This window comes from Shewanella sp. 5_MG-2023 (assembly GCF_030547465.1).
Lineage (GTDB): Bacteria > Pseudomonadota > Gammaproteobacteria > Enterobacterales > Shewanellaceae > Shewanella.
This window is the reverse complement of record NZ_JAUORC010000032.1, coordinates 1-14,247: the sequence shown is the minus strand read 5'-3', so window position 1 is coordinate 14,247 and position 14,247 is coordinate 1. Positions and strand designations below refer to the sequence as shown.

At 40.3% G+C, this 14,247-nt stretch carries 12 protein-coding genes; 10 read left to right on the top strand and 2 right to left on the bottom strand.

Going from position 1 to position 14,247, the window contains the following annotated elements:
- Positions 1 to 2 precede the first annotated feature (2 nt).
- The 4 genes from Q4557_RS17005 to Q4557_RS16990 all read left to right on the top strand — a co-directional run bounded on the left by Q4557_RS17005 (position 3) and on the right by Q4557_RS16990 (position 5,646).
- Positions 3 to 2,354 (top strand): beta-galactosidase, encoded by a 2,352-nt coding sequence (locus Q4557_RS17005; RefSeq protein WP_303414172.1) that lies wholly within the window; start codon positions 3 to 5, stop codon positions 2,352 to 2,354.
- 198 nt (positions 2,355 to 2,552) lie between these two features.
- On the top strand, positions 2,553 to 3,743 hold the full coding sequence (locus tag Q4557_RS17000; protein ID WP_303414170.1) for a cytochrome P450: 1,191 nt from the start codon (positions 2,553 to 2,555) through the stop codon (positions 3,741 to 3,743).
- Positions 3,744 to 3,988: 245 nt separating this feature from the next.
- Positions 3,989 to 4,297 carry a 2Fe-2S iron-sulfur cluster-binding protein gene (locus Q4557_RS16995; RefSeq protein ID WP_102519607.1) on the top strand — a complete coding sequence of 103 codons (309 nt, stop codon included), beginning with the start codon at positions 3,989 to 3,991 and terminating at the stop codon, positions 4,295 to 4,297.
- A gap of 20 nt (positions 4,298 to 4,317) precedes the next feature.
- Positions 4,318 to 5,646: an NAD(P)/FAD-dependent oxidoreductase gene (locus Q4557_RS16990; protein ID WP_303414168.1), complete on the top strand. Its 1,329-nt coding sequence runs from the start codon at positions 4,318 to 4,320 to the stop codon at positions 5,644 to 5,646.
- A gap of 35 nt (positions 5,647 to 5,681) precedes the next feature.
- Here Q4557_RS16990 and Q4557_RS16985 read toward each other — a convergent pair whose 3' ends face one another.
- Positions 5,682 to 6,533, bottom strand: coding sequence for an AraC family transcriptional regulator (locus tag Q4557_RS16985; protein ID WP_303414166.1), 852 nt, complete (start codon positions 6,531 to 6,533; stop codon positions 5,682 to 5,684).
- A gap of 35 nt (positions 6,534 to 6,568) precedes the next feature.
- Here Q4557_RS16985 and Q4557_RS16980 point away from each other — a divergent pair, with 35 nt between their 5' ends.
- Together Q4557_RS16980 and Q4557_RS16975 are read left to right on the top strand one after the other, a co-directional pair.
- Positions 6,569 to 7,678 (top strand): alcohol dehydrogenase catalytic domain-containing protein, encoded by a 1,110-nt coding sequence (locus tag Q4557_RS16980; RefSeq protein WP_303414164.1) that lies wholly within the window; start codon positions 6,569 to 6,571, stop codon positions 7,676 to 7,678.
- Positions 7,679 to 7,726: 48 nt separating this feature from the next.
- Positions 7,727 to 8,536 carry an alpha/beta hydrolase family protein gene (locus Q4557_RS16975; RefSeq protein ID WP_303414163.1) on the top strand — a complete coding sequence of 270 codons (810 nt, stop codon included), beginning with the start codon at positions 7,727 to 7,729 and terminating at the stop codon, positions 8,534 to 8,536.
- 472 nt (positions 8,537 to 9,008) lie between these two features.
- Here Q4557_RS16975 and Q4557_RS16970 read toward each other — a convergent pair whose 3' ends face one another.
- The gene (locus Q4557_RS16970) at positions 9,009 to 9,764 is read right to left on the bottom strand and encodes a phytanoyl-CoA dioxygenase family protein (RefSeq protein WP_102519611.1); all 756 of its coding nucleotides are present in this window, start codon (positions 9,762 to 9,764) and stop codon (positions 9,009 to 9,011) included.
- 215 nt (positions 9,765 to 9,979) lie between these two features.
- Between Q4557_RS16970 and Q4557_RS16965 the strand changes: the two genes are divergently transcribed.
- The 4 genes from Q4557_RS16965 (at position 9,980) to Q4557_RS16950 (ending at position 13,981) form a co-directional block, all read left to right on the top strand.
- Positions 9,980 to 10,750 carry an IclR family transcriptional regulator gene (locus tag Q4557_RS16965; protein WP_303414159.1) on the top strand — a complete coding sequence of 257 codons (771 nt, stop codon included), beginning with the start codon at positions 9,980 to 9,982 and terminating at the stop codon, positions 10,748 to 10,750.
- 144 nt (positions 10,751 to 10,894) lie between these two features.
- Entirely contained in the window at positions 10,895 to 11,428 is a 534-nt protein-coding gene (locus Q4557_RS16960) for a gluconate 2-dehydrogenase subunit 3 family protein (RefSeq protein WP_303414157.1), read from the top strand.
- A 25-nt stretch (positions 11,429 to 11,453) separates the two neighbouring features.
- Positions 11,454 to 13,166: a GMC oxidoreductase gene (locus Q4557_RS16955; protein ID WP_303414154.1), complete on the top strand. Its 1,713-nt coding sequence runs from the start codon at positions 11,454 to 11,456 to the stop codon at positions 13,164 to 13,166.
- Positions 13,167 to 13,213: 47 nt separating this feature from the next.
- Positions 13,214 to 13,981: a ThuA domain-containing protein gene (locus tag Q4557_RS16950; RefSeq protein ID WP_303414152.1), complete on the top strand. Its 768-nt coding sequence runs from the start codon at positions 13,214 to 13,216 to the stop codon at positions 13,979 to 13,981.
- Positions 13,982 to 14,247 lie beyond the last annotated feature (266 nt).

Sequence of the window (14,247 nt, the reverse complement as noted above, 5' to 3'; positions counted from 1 at the left end):
ATATGAAACTGACTTGCGTTTATCCTAATGCCTTATTGCTAAGTGTATTAACACTGGCGGGTTGTCAGCCTGTCGCTTCACCTGAATCACAAAAAAACTCAACCGATAATTCTGCACCATCAATCGAATCCACTAGTTTAGTGCGCGAACAGACCACAAGTTTAATGACTTTAGTCGATTTCGCTTCTGCTGATCAGCAAACTTGGCTACAAAGCCGTTCTGCAAAATTTCAGTTGCTAAAAAACCAACTACAAATTGGTTTTTTAGCTCAACATAATATTTCAACCGTCAGCATCAAACCTGAACAGCCATGGGACTTATCGTCACTAAGTCGATATAACTTGGCATTTGATGTGGCTAACCCTCAAGATAAATCAGTGCATTTTTATTTATCCGTTGAAAATCAGCAAGGTGAGTACCAAAGCCGCTCAATCAGTATTGCACCTCATTATAAAGGCACGGTATTTTTCCCGCTAGATGGTAGAGAAGCTGTTACTGAAGCTGGTTTTTGGGGCGATGCTATGCCTTGGAAAACCGACGATTCATTAATGGTTTGGCGTTCATGGCGTGCCGATAACGTAGATTTAACTCAAATTGCTGCATTGAATTTTTTTACTATTGGCCTGTTAGAAAACCGCTCAATTGAAATTAAAGATATTCGCATAAGGGCGAATCCAGAGCCCGATCCGCAATGGCTTAATAAGATTGTGGATCAATATGGTCAAAATGCCCTTATTGATTACCCGCTAAAAATTACCTCCGATGAGCAATTAGCACTGCAAACCGCCGAGGAGTTGGCTCAACTTAACGCATCATCAGGTATGCCTAATCGCTCGATATATGGTGGATACACTAAAGGGCCTAAGTTAAAAGCCACAGGTTTTTTTAGAACTGAAAAAGTTGATGGTAAGTGGTGGATGGTTGACCCACAAGGTCATGTGTTTTTTTCACATGGCCCTGCTAATGTGAGAATGGCCAATATGTCGACATTAACGGGAATTGATTATAAAGATGATGCTGTGCGTTATCGTGACCCGAATGAAACCACCCCTGAAGACTCAATGGGAACGGTGCAAATCCCACAAGCCATAAAAGACAGTCGATATGTGGCGTCATCTTTACGGCACAATATGTTTGAGTGGTTGCCGGAATATTCAGATCCCCTCGCTAAGCATTACAGCTACCGCCGTTCAACCCACAAAGGCGCAATGCCTTATGGAGAAACCTTTAGTTTTTATCAGGCGAATTTACAGCGTAAATACGGTAATCAACCTGATGGTGCATACTTAACCAAATGGCATGAAGTAACATTATCTCGAATGAAAGACTGGGGCTTTACTTCATTTGGTAACTGGGTAGACCCAGCTTTCTATAGCGCTAAACAAGCGCCATATTTTGCCAATGGTTGGATTATTGGTGATTTTAAAACCCTATCTGGCTCAGTAAATCATTGGGGCTTAATGCCAGATCCCTTTGACCCGGAGTTTGCCCGTCGAGCTAAGATAACCATTGATGAGATTTCAGACTCTGTAAAAGACTCGCCTTGGTGTGCTGGCATTTTCATTGATAATGAAAAAAGCTGGGGTGAGCGAGAAGGCTCAATTGAATCGCGCTATGGAGTCATTTTAGATGCCTTGTCTAAAAACATAACTGAAAGCCCTGCTAAAAAAGCCTTTAGTGAATTTTTACAGCAAAAGTATGCCCAAGTTGAGCAGTTAAATACCGCATGGCAAACTAACTTTAACGATTGGGACACACTCAACCAAGGCGTTACCTTTAACCAATACAGTGAACCACAAGTAGCTGATTTATCGCGTTTACTGGAGTTATTAGGTGAGCAATACTTTAAGGTGGTGCATAACACCCTAGCGGAGAAAATGCCTAATCATTTATACATGGGGGCCAGAATGGCGAATTGGGGCATGCCAGATGAAATTATTAAGGCCTCACTGAAATATTCTGATGTACTGAGTTTCAATATTTATGAAGAAGGAATGCAACCTCACTTTTGGCAGTTTTTAGAGCAGGTTGATTTGCCGGTGGTTATTGGTGAATTCCATATTGGCAGCACTGAAGGTTCAGGCCTGTTTAACCCAGGTATTGTGCATGCTAGTGGTCAACAGGATAGAGCCAATAAGTATAAAAACTACATGCAAAGCGTGTTAGAAAAACCATATATGGTTGGCGCACATTGGTTTCAATATGTTGATGAACCGCTAACTGGGCGAGCCTTTGACGGCGAGAATGCCAATATTGGGTTTGTGACGGTGACAGATACGCCTTATCCGCAATTAATTGAGGCGGTTAAAGAGGTGACTTCAACCATGTATCAGCAGAGGCTAGACACTAAATAACCTTTACTGATTGAAGTGATAGGGCTAATGGCTTGGTAGCATTAGCCCTTTTTTTGTGGCTGACAAATGCCACTTAAAGTATCCAAATGGCATTAAAGTGATATTTCTGCACCTAATATGTGTATTTTACTACTCATTGCCACGCTAGGATGTTACTTCGTATTAACATTTTTATATCTAGCCATAAAAAGGTGTGCAATGACAGCCAAAATCAAAGGTATTAGCCAGTTTAACGATGCGTTTTCCGACAAGCGATCAACATCGGGTTTGGGGCAGATGGACGATCAAAATGACCCGGTAAAGATGATTTTAGGCTTAAAAGCACTACGAAAAGCGGCGCATGATAGTACTATTTTTCAGTCTGGCGCAACCCCCGGGCGTATTGTTATTCCTTCAGAAGTTGCCATTAGACAAACTCGTCAAATTCCATTTGAGCTTGACCCTCCTGAGCACAGTGGTTTTCGTGAATTACTTAACCCTTGGTTTAAACGTCCATTAGCTGCCGTTTATCAAGCCAAATTACAGCAAATAATAGATCAAACTATTGCACATGCTTTAGAAAAAGCTTCAGTTGATATTGTGGCTGAATTCGCCTTACCGCTTCAATCTAAAGCACTGACTTTATTGCTAAATACTTCAATGAATAAAGCGCAAACTTGGATTGATTGGGGAACACATGTATTTAGAAGTGAATCCAGTAACTTAGATGCAGATAAAGCCAATGTTTTATATGACTACATAGATGCTGAAATTGATAAAACAATGGCTAAGCCAAGACCCGATGATTCCGCCACAGAAGACCTTTATTCGGTACTGCTTAATGCGGAAGTTGACGGTAAAAAACTGACTAAGGAACAAGTGAAAGGTGTGATGATTTTAACCTTTGCTGGTGGTCGAGATACGGTGATTAATGCCATTACTAACACCATTGCTTACTTTAGTGAAAACATCAATGACTTACAGCGAATTGCTAGCGAACCAGACATTGTTAACCGAGCGGTTGAAGAGTTATTGCGTTATTTTTCTCCGTTAACCCAAATGGGTCGTGTAGCAACTGAAGATACTACTGTTTGTGAGCATGCCATTAAAGCCGATAGCCGAGTTTCATTGTGTTGGGCTTCTGCAAATCGTGATGAAACAGTATTCAGTAACCCTAACTCAGTCGACTTTGACCGCAAAGTGAATCCACATGTGAGTTTCGGTTTTAGTCACCACAATTGTTTAGGGGCGACTCATGCAAGGCAAATTTTAAGGCAACTGGTGCTGACACTGGCAAATACAGTGGCTGACATTAACGTTGTTAGCGCTGATGAAAACATTGAACAGTTAGGCGAGTTTTCACGCAAAGTGGGCTTTAACCACCTAGTGGTCAGCCTGACTGCGAAATAACTAATCTGTGCGACGGATAGGAGATTAGCTAACGCACTTATTTATTTTTAGATTGATTTTAAAATACATTTCTAGAGATATTTTTGCTTAGAGCAAGACAAATTTGTGCGTCAATAGCTAGTCTATTGCAAGCAAATGTAACGCCATTATCAGTAAAAACAGCCTCTAGAAAGTAAGTTGTTATGCGCAGCTCAGGTTAATTAATAACTTAATAAAACGAAAACCAACAATAAAGGAATTATACAATGGCTAAAGTCATCTTTGTTACTCAAAACAACGGCTCGGTGGAAGTGGAAGGCGACAGTGGCTCCTTAATGGAGTTAGCGGTGGCAAATGGTGTTGCAGGTATTGATGGTGACTGTGGCGGAGTGTGTTCATGTGCCACATGCCATATTTATGTAGACCCAGCCGACTTTGACAGAGTTGGGGCGGCAGAAGAAGTGGAAGCTGATATGTTGGAATTGGATGGCAAGGTGACTGAATATAGTCGTTTGTGTTGCCAAATTGAAGTATCTGAACAAATTGATGGAATGACTTTTGTTGTCGCCAACTAAGATCACTTTAAGGGTTAAACATGCAATCAGCTGAAGAATTTCGTTCTAACAATGGCGCTGTCGTGATTATTGGTGCCAGTCATGCAGGGGTTAATTTTGCATTTAACCTACGTCAACAAGGGTGGACTGGCTGCATAACTTTAATAGAACGTGATCCCGAGTTGCCGTATCACAGGCCACCGTTATCTAAAAAAACATTGCAATCAGCAGAGTTGAAGTCGACACCATTGAAGGCTGAAAAAGCCTACAAAGATAACAATATTGAATTAAAGCTTGGTTATGAGGTGACCGTTGTTAATCATTCAGCCAAGCAGCTGACTCTCAATGATGGTCAATATATTCATTATGACAAATTAATCATTGCGACCGGCTGTCGGGCCTTTATTCCGCCTATTTCAGGGATGGACGTGGCTGAGACTTCAAATACTAATCGGTCTATTTTTACTATGCGCACTTTTGCTGATACGACAGCCATTAAGGCGGCACTAAATAACAGCAGCGATAAGCAGGTGGTTATTATTGGCGGTGGTTATATTGGCCTTGAAAGCGCCGCATCCTTGATTGCAATGGGTGCCAAAGTGACTGTGATTGAAAAGCAGCCGAAGATATTATCGCGAGTGACGTCAGCCGTGATGTCAGACTTTTTAACTGAATTACATCTCAGTAAAGGTGCTGAAATACTGACAGGTAAAGACGTTATTGAAGTTAAGCAACTCAGTCACCAATATCCTCACCAGCCCTCTCACCAGTACCAACATAAACAAGTGGTGGTGTGCGGTGACGGCAGTGAATATTGTGCCGATTTTATTATTGTTGGTGTCGGCGTTAGGCTAAATTCGCAATTAGCGCTTGATGCAGGTGTTGAGGTTGAGCAGGGCATTAAAGTGAATGAGGCTTGCCAAACATCTAATGAAGACATTTTTGCCATTGGTGATTGCACTCAGCAATTTAGCTCACTTTATCAAAGATGGATTCGGCTTGAGTCAGTTCAAAATGCCGTTGATCAGGCCAAAATTGCCGCGCAGTTTTTAACGGGGAAATTATCCCAAGATGAGCCTGTTCAGCAAACCGTTCCTTGGTTCTGGTCAGATCAATATAACTGTAAATTGCAAATTGTAGGCTTGTCTGACGGCTATGATGAGCTCCTTGTGAAGCAAGAATCAGTCGATCAGTTTTCGGTTTGGTATTTTAAAGCAGATAAGTTGCTGTGTGTTGAGGCCGTAAATTATGCCAAAGCTTATGTGTTAGGCACGCAGGCGATAAAGCAAAATCTATTAGTTGATAAGACGGCATTGCAAAGTCGGGATGCGTTATCCAAAGAAACCCTGTTTTTAGCAGTTTCTAACTAACATTTACTCTGCTGATTAGTCGATAGAGCAATCGATTAGCTGGTTAATTGTTTGCGGTATTGATGTGGGGTGATTTTAAAATGATGTTTGAATTGCTTGATGAAATACGACGAGCTTGAAAAGCCTAATTCATAAGAAATGTCTGTTACTGATGTGGTCGTTTGGCTTAACAAACGTGCTGCAGTATACAGTTTATGACGGATCATATAGTCGGAATAGGGCACTCTAAAGTGATTTTTAAACACTCTAGAAAAATAAGACGGCGATAGGTGACATAGTTTGGCTGCGTCTTCTAATGACAAATTTACCCCCGTGGGTTGAGTTAATTTAGCCATTAATGGAGCGAGTTTTTGGTAACTGTTCGACACATTTAGCGGAGTTTGCTTACTGGTTAAGCTACTTTTGCCATATTCGCACACTATGGTCACAAGGCTATTGAACAACTGTTTGCAGGTATGACTTTGGGGATTTTCATTAAACTCAGTCAATAACCAGCCTAGTAATTGATGAATTTTCTGTTGTACCTCTGTGGAGAAACGCAAATGCAAACCGGTTTTTAATATCTCAGTAAACTGACTTATGGATGGGTGATTGAGGAGCTCAGGCATAAATTGGACTATATACCAAGATTTAGGACGTGGGTTTAGTACAAAGTTATGGCTTTCCATGGATGGCGTGAACACCGCTTCAAAATCAGCAAGTAGGCTTTCTCCCTGATGATAGAAATAACTGCCATCAATTTGTTCAAAAAAAATGAACTCATGCACTTGATGAAAGTGCAAAAAGCATGAGTAGCTATCGTGTTGCAGATAACTGACGTAATGAATTTCAAAGTCGTAACCGTCTTTTATGGAATAAGGTTCGCAGTAAATAGTAGGTTTTTTCATATCTTTATACTTATTGTTAACAATTAGGAGTTTACATGTACAAGGCAAAGGCTGCAATTGCAGACGGTAAAGGGGGGTTCTTTTTTGACACCGTAACCTTAGGTAAGCCAAAGGCAGGTGAAGTAAAAATCAAAATACAGGCCTCCGGTATTTGCCATACCGATTTGGACTCTATTAAAACTTGGAATAAAAAGTTCATCATTGGCCACGAGGGTGCGGGCACCGTAGTTGAGCTTGGTGACAATGTAACTGGCTTAGCTATTGGCGATAAGGTAATTTTAAATTGGGCAATTCCATGTGGTGAATGTTTTCAGTGCCAAGAAGGTAACTTACATATTTGTGAGGTTAATAGTCCTGTAACGGGTGATGGCTTATGCGGACATGCCCATGAGCAAGGTTGCCAACATAATGGTAATAGTTTAAGTCGCTCATTTCATTTAGGCACCATGAGTGAGTACACCATAGTCAAATCAGCCGCAGTGATAAAAATTGACAGTAATATACCGTTTCCAAGTGCCAGTATTGTTGGCTGTGGTGTGATGACCGGATATGGCTCAGTGGTTAATGCTGCAAAAGTAAAAGTGGGTTCCACTGTTGCGGTATTAGGCTGTGGCGGAGTGGGTTTAAATGTTATTCAAGCTGCTGCTATTGCGGGGGCGGCTAAAATCATCGCCATTGATTTAATAGAGTCTCGCTTGCAACAAGCCAAGCAATTTGGTGCAACTGATATTATAGTGGCCAGTAAAGATGACCCTAACTTGACTGAAATGGTTGCTCAAGTTAAAGCCTTAACACAAGGTCGTGGTGCAGATTATGGCTTTGAATGTACCGCTGTTCCAGCTTTAGGTTCAGCGCCATTAGCATTAATAAGAAGTGCCGGTGTAGCTGTACAGGTCAGTGGTATTGAGCAAAAAATTGATTTTGATTGTGAGTTGTTTGAATGGGACAAAATTTACATTAATCCGCTGTATGGTCAGTGCAATCCCAAGCTAGATTTTGGTCAAATTATTCAATTGTATGATGCAGGTAAAATGAAGCTAGATGAGTTGGTCACTAAAACCTATTCATTAGCCGAATTACAACAAGGTTTCGATGACATGTTGGCAGGACGGATTGCCAAAGGCGTTATCGTGTTTGATGATTAACTTAGCCAATCTAGTTAATGGATTATTTATTTATGTAGGGAATGATTAATGACTGTCAAGCGTTTAGAAGTGTCACCCATTAATTTCTACGGTGATAATTTTGTCACGATTACGGCTTATAGCAGCCACCTGAATGGCCGAGGTGATATTAGTGTTTATCGCCAAACAACAAAGAGTACCAATGTCCCTATTATCATACTGTTACATGGGGTGTATGGAAGTCATTGGGTGTGGAGCCAGCTAGGTGGAGTAGAGCAGGTCTATACAAACCTAGGGCAGAAAGGCTTGAGTGAGTTTGTGCTGGTGATGCCATCAGACGGAGGTCACTATGAAGGCAGTGGTTACTTACCATTTAATCATGCGGATTATGAGGCTTGGATTGTTGAAGATGTCATTTCAGCTGTTATTGACACTCTGCCTATGTGTTCTGATAAATCAAAAATTTATATTTGTGGCTTATCAATGGGCGGGTATGGCGCATTACGTCTAGGAGCGAAGTATCCTAAAGTGTTTAGTGGTATATCGGCTCATTCATCAATTACCAATATTGAAGATTTTACTGAGTTTGTTGACCGTGAGACATTAAATTCATTGCAACAAACCACGGATATATATGGCGGAGATGTATTCACCACATTAAATGAAAATCACTCGACATTAGCACCTTTGAGGTTAGATTGCGGTAAAGAAGACCCGCTTTTTACTGCTAATAGCCGATTAGTAAGGCAACTTATTATGGCCAATATTGACCATACATTCGAAATATTTGATGGCGGACATAGTTGGGAGTATTGGCATCAGCATGTGGTAAAGACGTTTGAATTTTTTGCCCATATAGAGAAAAGCAATAATGCTTGAAATTCATATCAGGCACCCTTAAGGTTTCCATACCCGCTACCCTCGAGTTTACCTAACAGTCACCCTTGAGATCTTTAATCAAGGGGCTGGATGTTAGCCTACATCATATTGATGGACCCTGAACTGATAGTAATACTCAATTATGTATTGAGTAATTCACCTTGCGGACTATATACCCAGATATTATTGATGTTGTTATGAAACAACATGAAGCGGCGCTCCTTGGCATCCATAGCAAATCCATGACATTTTAGACTGGGTATTGGGCTGGGTTAAGCTTGCCCCAATGTGCATCCACCTAGAATGTAAACTCTCCGTGACCAATAATTTTGCCGTGAGGGGCCAGTTCATTAATGGGAATGGCATGTTGAGTAAGCGTCTGGTTTGCAGTCTTGGTTTTTTCTTATGCTAAAACCGCTCAAATAATGTTTTAAGCGGTTTGGATTAATTTATCTGAAAGGCTACAAATGGATTAACTGGCTTGCCAATTCAAAATGGCATCATCTTCTACTCGGTTTAATGGGTAGTAGACTGCTTCGTTTTCAATAAACGATTGATTACTGATAGCATTGTAAGCGCTAATCATGCTCCAGCGAGGTTGTGCTGAACGGTTTTGGTTGGATTTATGTAATAAATTACAGTGGAAGAATAATACATCTCCAGGTTCAAGTTCGACATTGACAAGAGGATGATATTTCATCGCTTCTTCTACGAATTCCATTGCCGCGCCTTTTTGGTCACCGGTTTTGTTGTGATCTAAACGACCTAAGTGATGTGAGCCTTTTAGTACCTGTAAGCAACCATTTTCTTGGGTTGCCTTATTAATAGCAATCATGCAACTGATCGCTTTGGGATAAAGCATGAAGTTGTCGCGGTGCCAGTAACCAAAGTCTTGATGCCATTCCCATGCGCCGCCCACAAAGGGCTCCTTCATCATAATTTTTGTACTAGTGTGGTAAACCTCTTCACCTATTAACGTTTGACATACATCCACTAAGCGTCGGCCGCGAGAAAACATGCTGTAAAAATCGTCGCCGGTTTTTTGCCATAAACACACTTTACTGATAGCGCCTTGTGCATCTTTTTTATCCCATGCTCGCTTATACAATGACTCATCGTTAAATGCGGCTTGTTGTAATCGAGAAATTTCTTCCTGCGAATAGTAGCCTTTCATAATCAAATATCCATTTTGATTAAATTGCGTAATTTGTTCGGCGGTGATTGTCATATACTATTGTCCATAACTGATTGTGGTTAATGATTATTGTTAACAATAATCATGGATGATGTTGAAGATTTCAACTAGAATTTATATAAAAATATGACATTTATATATGAATATTTATGGTTCTATTAAGTCACTGTTTTATTTGTTTATTGTTATTTCTTAGTGCTGAAAATATTTTTTTGTTCATATTAGAATATGTGATTAAAGGAGCCAAAGTGAAAGATAAAACAAGCCAAAAATATGCAGTACCGGCATTAGATAAAGGGTTGGATATACTTGAGTTTTTGGTTAGTCATGCTATGCCTTGCAACCAAAGTGAGATAGCGGCGGGTGTTGGGCGTGGCCCAAATGAGATTTATAGAGTACTTGTTAGATTGGAAAAGCGTGGTTACGTTCAACGCCACCCCACAACAGGTCGATATGAATTATCGCTAAAGTTGTATCATCTCTCTAGAAACATTTCGCCTATGGATAGAGTTCGACAATCAGCGTTACCTTATATGGAAGATCTAGCTGTAAGTTCTGGTCAGTCTTGTTATTTAAGTATGCTGTATCAAAGCCAAGCGATGGTAATTGTTTATGCTAGAAGCACCAGTGCTATTCACTTAAGCATTGCAGAAGGTGCAATGTTTCGCCTTAGCCAATCAACAGCGGGAAAATTACTACTAGCCAATAGTAATGAAGAAGTACAGACGATGTTAATTGAGCATGATCCGACATTTTGCCACTGGGGCCCGTCTGAACGAAGTTATTTAACGACAGAGTTAGCAGCTTTAAGACAATCTGGATTTATTGTGCAGCCAAACAGTTTACTGACAGGAGTAAAAGATTATTCCGTACTTATTGGCCAACCAAATGCAAAAGTCATTGCGGCTTTAAGTATGTCCACTTTTGAAATGCAAACTGATGAAGTTAATCGTTCGCATGACCTGCTTGAATCACTATTTAAAACGGCCAGTCAAATTACTAGGTTGATTGCGGAATAAAACACGCTTGCGACATTGTAGACAATAAACAATTTAAACGTTATGGTATTATCACATTATTATTTTACTAGGTTATAAGAGTTGCTGTTAGATAGCTGATAACGCTTTCTGAATTCTTATCTGTGTTTCATGGATGGTATTGGTATGAATAGGCGACAATTTTTAATCAACCTTTCTGTTGCTTTAGGTTGTAGTGTTGTTTCAATCGAGAAAATGGTTGTTGCGGCTACATCTGCGTTTGATCGTGAAACAATGAAGGCAGGTTTTACTGAAAAGCAATTGGAATGTATTAAGTTAATAAGCGATATCATTATTCCTCATACGGATACACCCAGCGCTAGCGAAGCCGATGCGCACTTGTATGTTGACTATTACGTTCATCATTTTATGACCCCTGATGAACAAAATAAATTTGTTGGCCAGTTTGATAATTTATTTAATGCTAATCCAAGTTTCTTAGATCTGTCAGCCAATCAACAGGTTAACTTAATAGAAACAATTGATGGTGATATGTACCAAGGTTCTGAGCAAAGTACATTCTATCGTAAGCTTAAACAACTGATTGTAATTGGTTATTACACTTCAAAAATCGGTGCTACTCAGGCGTTAAACTTCGATCCCATTCCCGGGCCATATCAAGAAATTAAGTTAAATCAAGTTGGCGGCGTTTGGTTTTAACTGCTGACAAAATCAGGAAAAATTAATGAATTATGATGTCATTGTTGTCGGCTCAGGAATGTCTGGGGGAATTGCGGCAAAAGAGTTTTGTGAGAAAGGATATAAAACTTTGGTATTGGATCGGGGGGAACCTATTGAACATGGTCAATATAAAACGGAAGGGTTAGTACCTTGGCAAATGCCTTTTCGGGGGGAAGTGTTGCAAGAGTTTAAATTACAGCAGCACATACAGAAAAATATATACATCTATAGTGACTTTACCAAGCACCATTTAATTAATGATCTTGAAAATCCTTATATCCAAAAACAACCATTTATTTGGTATCGAAGTGCCACTGTCGGAGGTAAATCATTAATTTGGGGTAGACAGAGTTACCGTTGGTGCGAACAGGACTTTAAAGCAAATAAGCAAGATGGTTATGGTGTAGATTGGCCTATACGATACCGTGATATCGCCCCTTGGTATGACTATATAGAGCCTTTTGTTGGTATCTCAGGTAGCTATGAAAATTTGCCTCAACTACCAGATGGTAAATTTTTACCGCCTCAGCCTTTAAATGTGGTTGAACGAGATATGAAAGCCAAGGTTGAGGAAGCCTTTCCTGAACGGAAATTTATTCCTGCACGAATGGCTAATTTAACCCAAGCAAGTAAGATTCATACCGACTTAGGGAGAGGGCAGTGCCAAGCCAGAAGTGAGTGCCCTAGAGGGTGTTCTTTTGGGGGTTATTACTCTTCTAACTCGGCGGCCTTACCTGCGGCAAAACGGACTGGAAACCTAACGCTTATCGCCAATGCTCAAGTGCAAGAGGTGCTCTATGATGACGTTGACCGTAGAGCAACAGGGATTCGTTATGTTGATAATAAAACAGGAAAATCGCACAGTATCAATGCGAAAGTCGTATTTATGTGTGCTTCTACCTTAGGCTCAATTCAAATCCTACTCAATTCTAAATCGACTACATTTCCCAATGGTATTGGTAATCGATATGACATTCTGGGACGTTACATTATGGATCATTGTGGCGGCGGTGGCGCCAGCGGCAAAATACCTGGTTATTTAGACGATTATTATAAAGGTCGCCGTCCAGGAGGGGTATATATACCGCGGTTTAGAAACCTTGAAAATACGTTATCAATTACTAAATCTACCAATAACCAGACTAAAAACGGTTTTTTACGTGGTTATGGTTTTCAAGGCGGTGCCAGTCGCAGTGGTTGGCAATGGGCTAAGAATGGTCAAGGGATCGGTGCTGACTTTAAAGCGAAAGTCAGCCAGCCGGGTAATTGGTATTTCAGTATGTGGGGCTTTGGTGAAGTCTTGCCACGCTATGAGAATCGCGTGACTTTGCATCCGACTAAAACTGACCTGTGGGGCTTGCCTTTATTGGTAACAGACGTGACTTACCAGCAAAATGAAATAAACATGGTAGATGATATGACCGCTACGGCAGTTGAAATTTTAACCGCGGCGGGTCTTGAAGATATTAAAGGATTTGAAGGATATGCACCGCCAGGTGGTGCAATTCATGAAATGGGCGGATGTTGTATGGGGGTAGAGGCTAAAACCTCTTATCTTAATAAATGGAATCAATGTCATGAAGTGGCCAATTTGTTTGTGACCGATGGCGCTGCATTTTCATCAACGTCTTGTGTTAATCCTTCTATTACTTTTATGGCGATGACTGCTAGAGCTGTTGATTATGCAGATAAACAGTTAAAGGCTGGGTTGCTTTAAGCTATTAAAACAAGAGGTTAATAGAATTATTTAGGGTGGGAAGTAGTATGGTTTTATCTCGTTATTTTTTGTTAATTATTGGCTTTAGCTTGATGCTTTTGAATAACCATACATTATCAGCCAAGCAATTTAACGTCTTGTTATTTACTAAAACAGCCGGGTGGCATCACCAAAGTATTTTAGAGGGAGTGAATGCCATGAAGGTGTTGGCTGAAAAGCATCACTTTGATTATGAATGGCATGAAGATGCTAATCAATTTAACCCTAAAAATTTAGAACGTTTTGACGCAATTGTTTTCTTAAATACTACGGGTGATGTACTTAATGATGAGCAGCAAAAGGCGATGGAGCAGTTTATTCAATCTGATAAAGGTTTTGTCGGGGTACATTCAGCTTCTGACACTGAATATCAATGGCTGTGGTACAAACAACTAGTGGGGAGAATGTTTGTTATCCATCCTGCCATTCAAACCGGTAAGGTGGATGTTGTTAAAACCGATTTTCCAGGAAGCTCTCTCTTACCCAATTCCTTTTTATGGACAGATGAGTATTATCATTTTAGCGAGCCTTACACCAGAAACTTGCAATATATTTTAACCGTTGATGAGTCAACTTACGAGCCTGCGGCTCAATGGGGAAATGTAAAGGTCAGTGGTATGGGCGATTTTCACCCGGTGTCTTGGTATCAAGAGTTTGATGGTGGACGTTCATTTTATACCGCATTAGGGCATTTACCTGCGACTTACCAAGACGCAATTTTCTTGAATCATCTTTATGGTGGTATTTATTGGGCTGCCACTGGCAAAGGTTTTTAAAGAAGCCTGTTGGTATTTTATATGTTTAATATTGTTAGTATATGTCATCTTCAACTTGTAGTTTATTACTTGCACAAGCCACCTTTCGCTATAATTGACTAATAGTATGTACATATTTTTTCATGTGGCATTCCACTTTTTATGTGCAAATGTGGTCTTTATATTAGAATCGATTATTGGCTTGGCTACCAAATCCGTCTCGTGGAGCTTTTTTACCAGTTTCATTTGTGACTTTAGAGTATCAATCAATCCGTTAGGAAGCATAC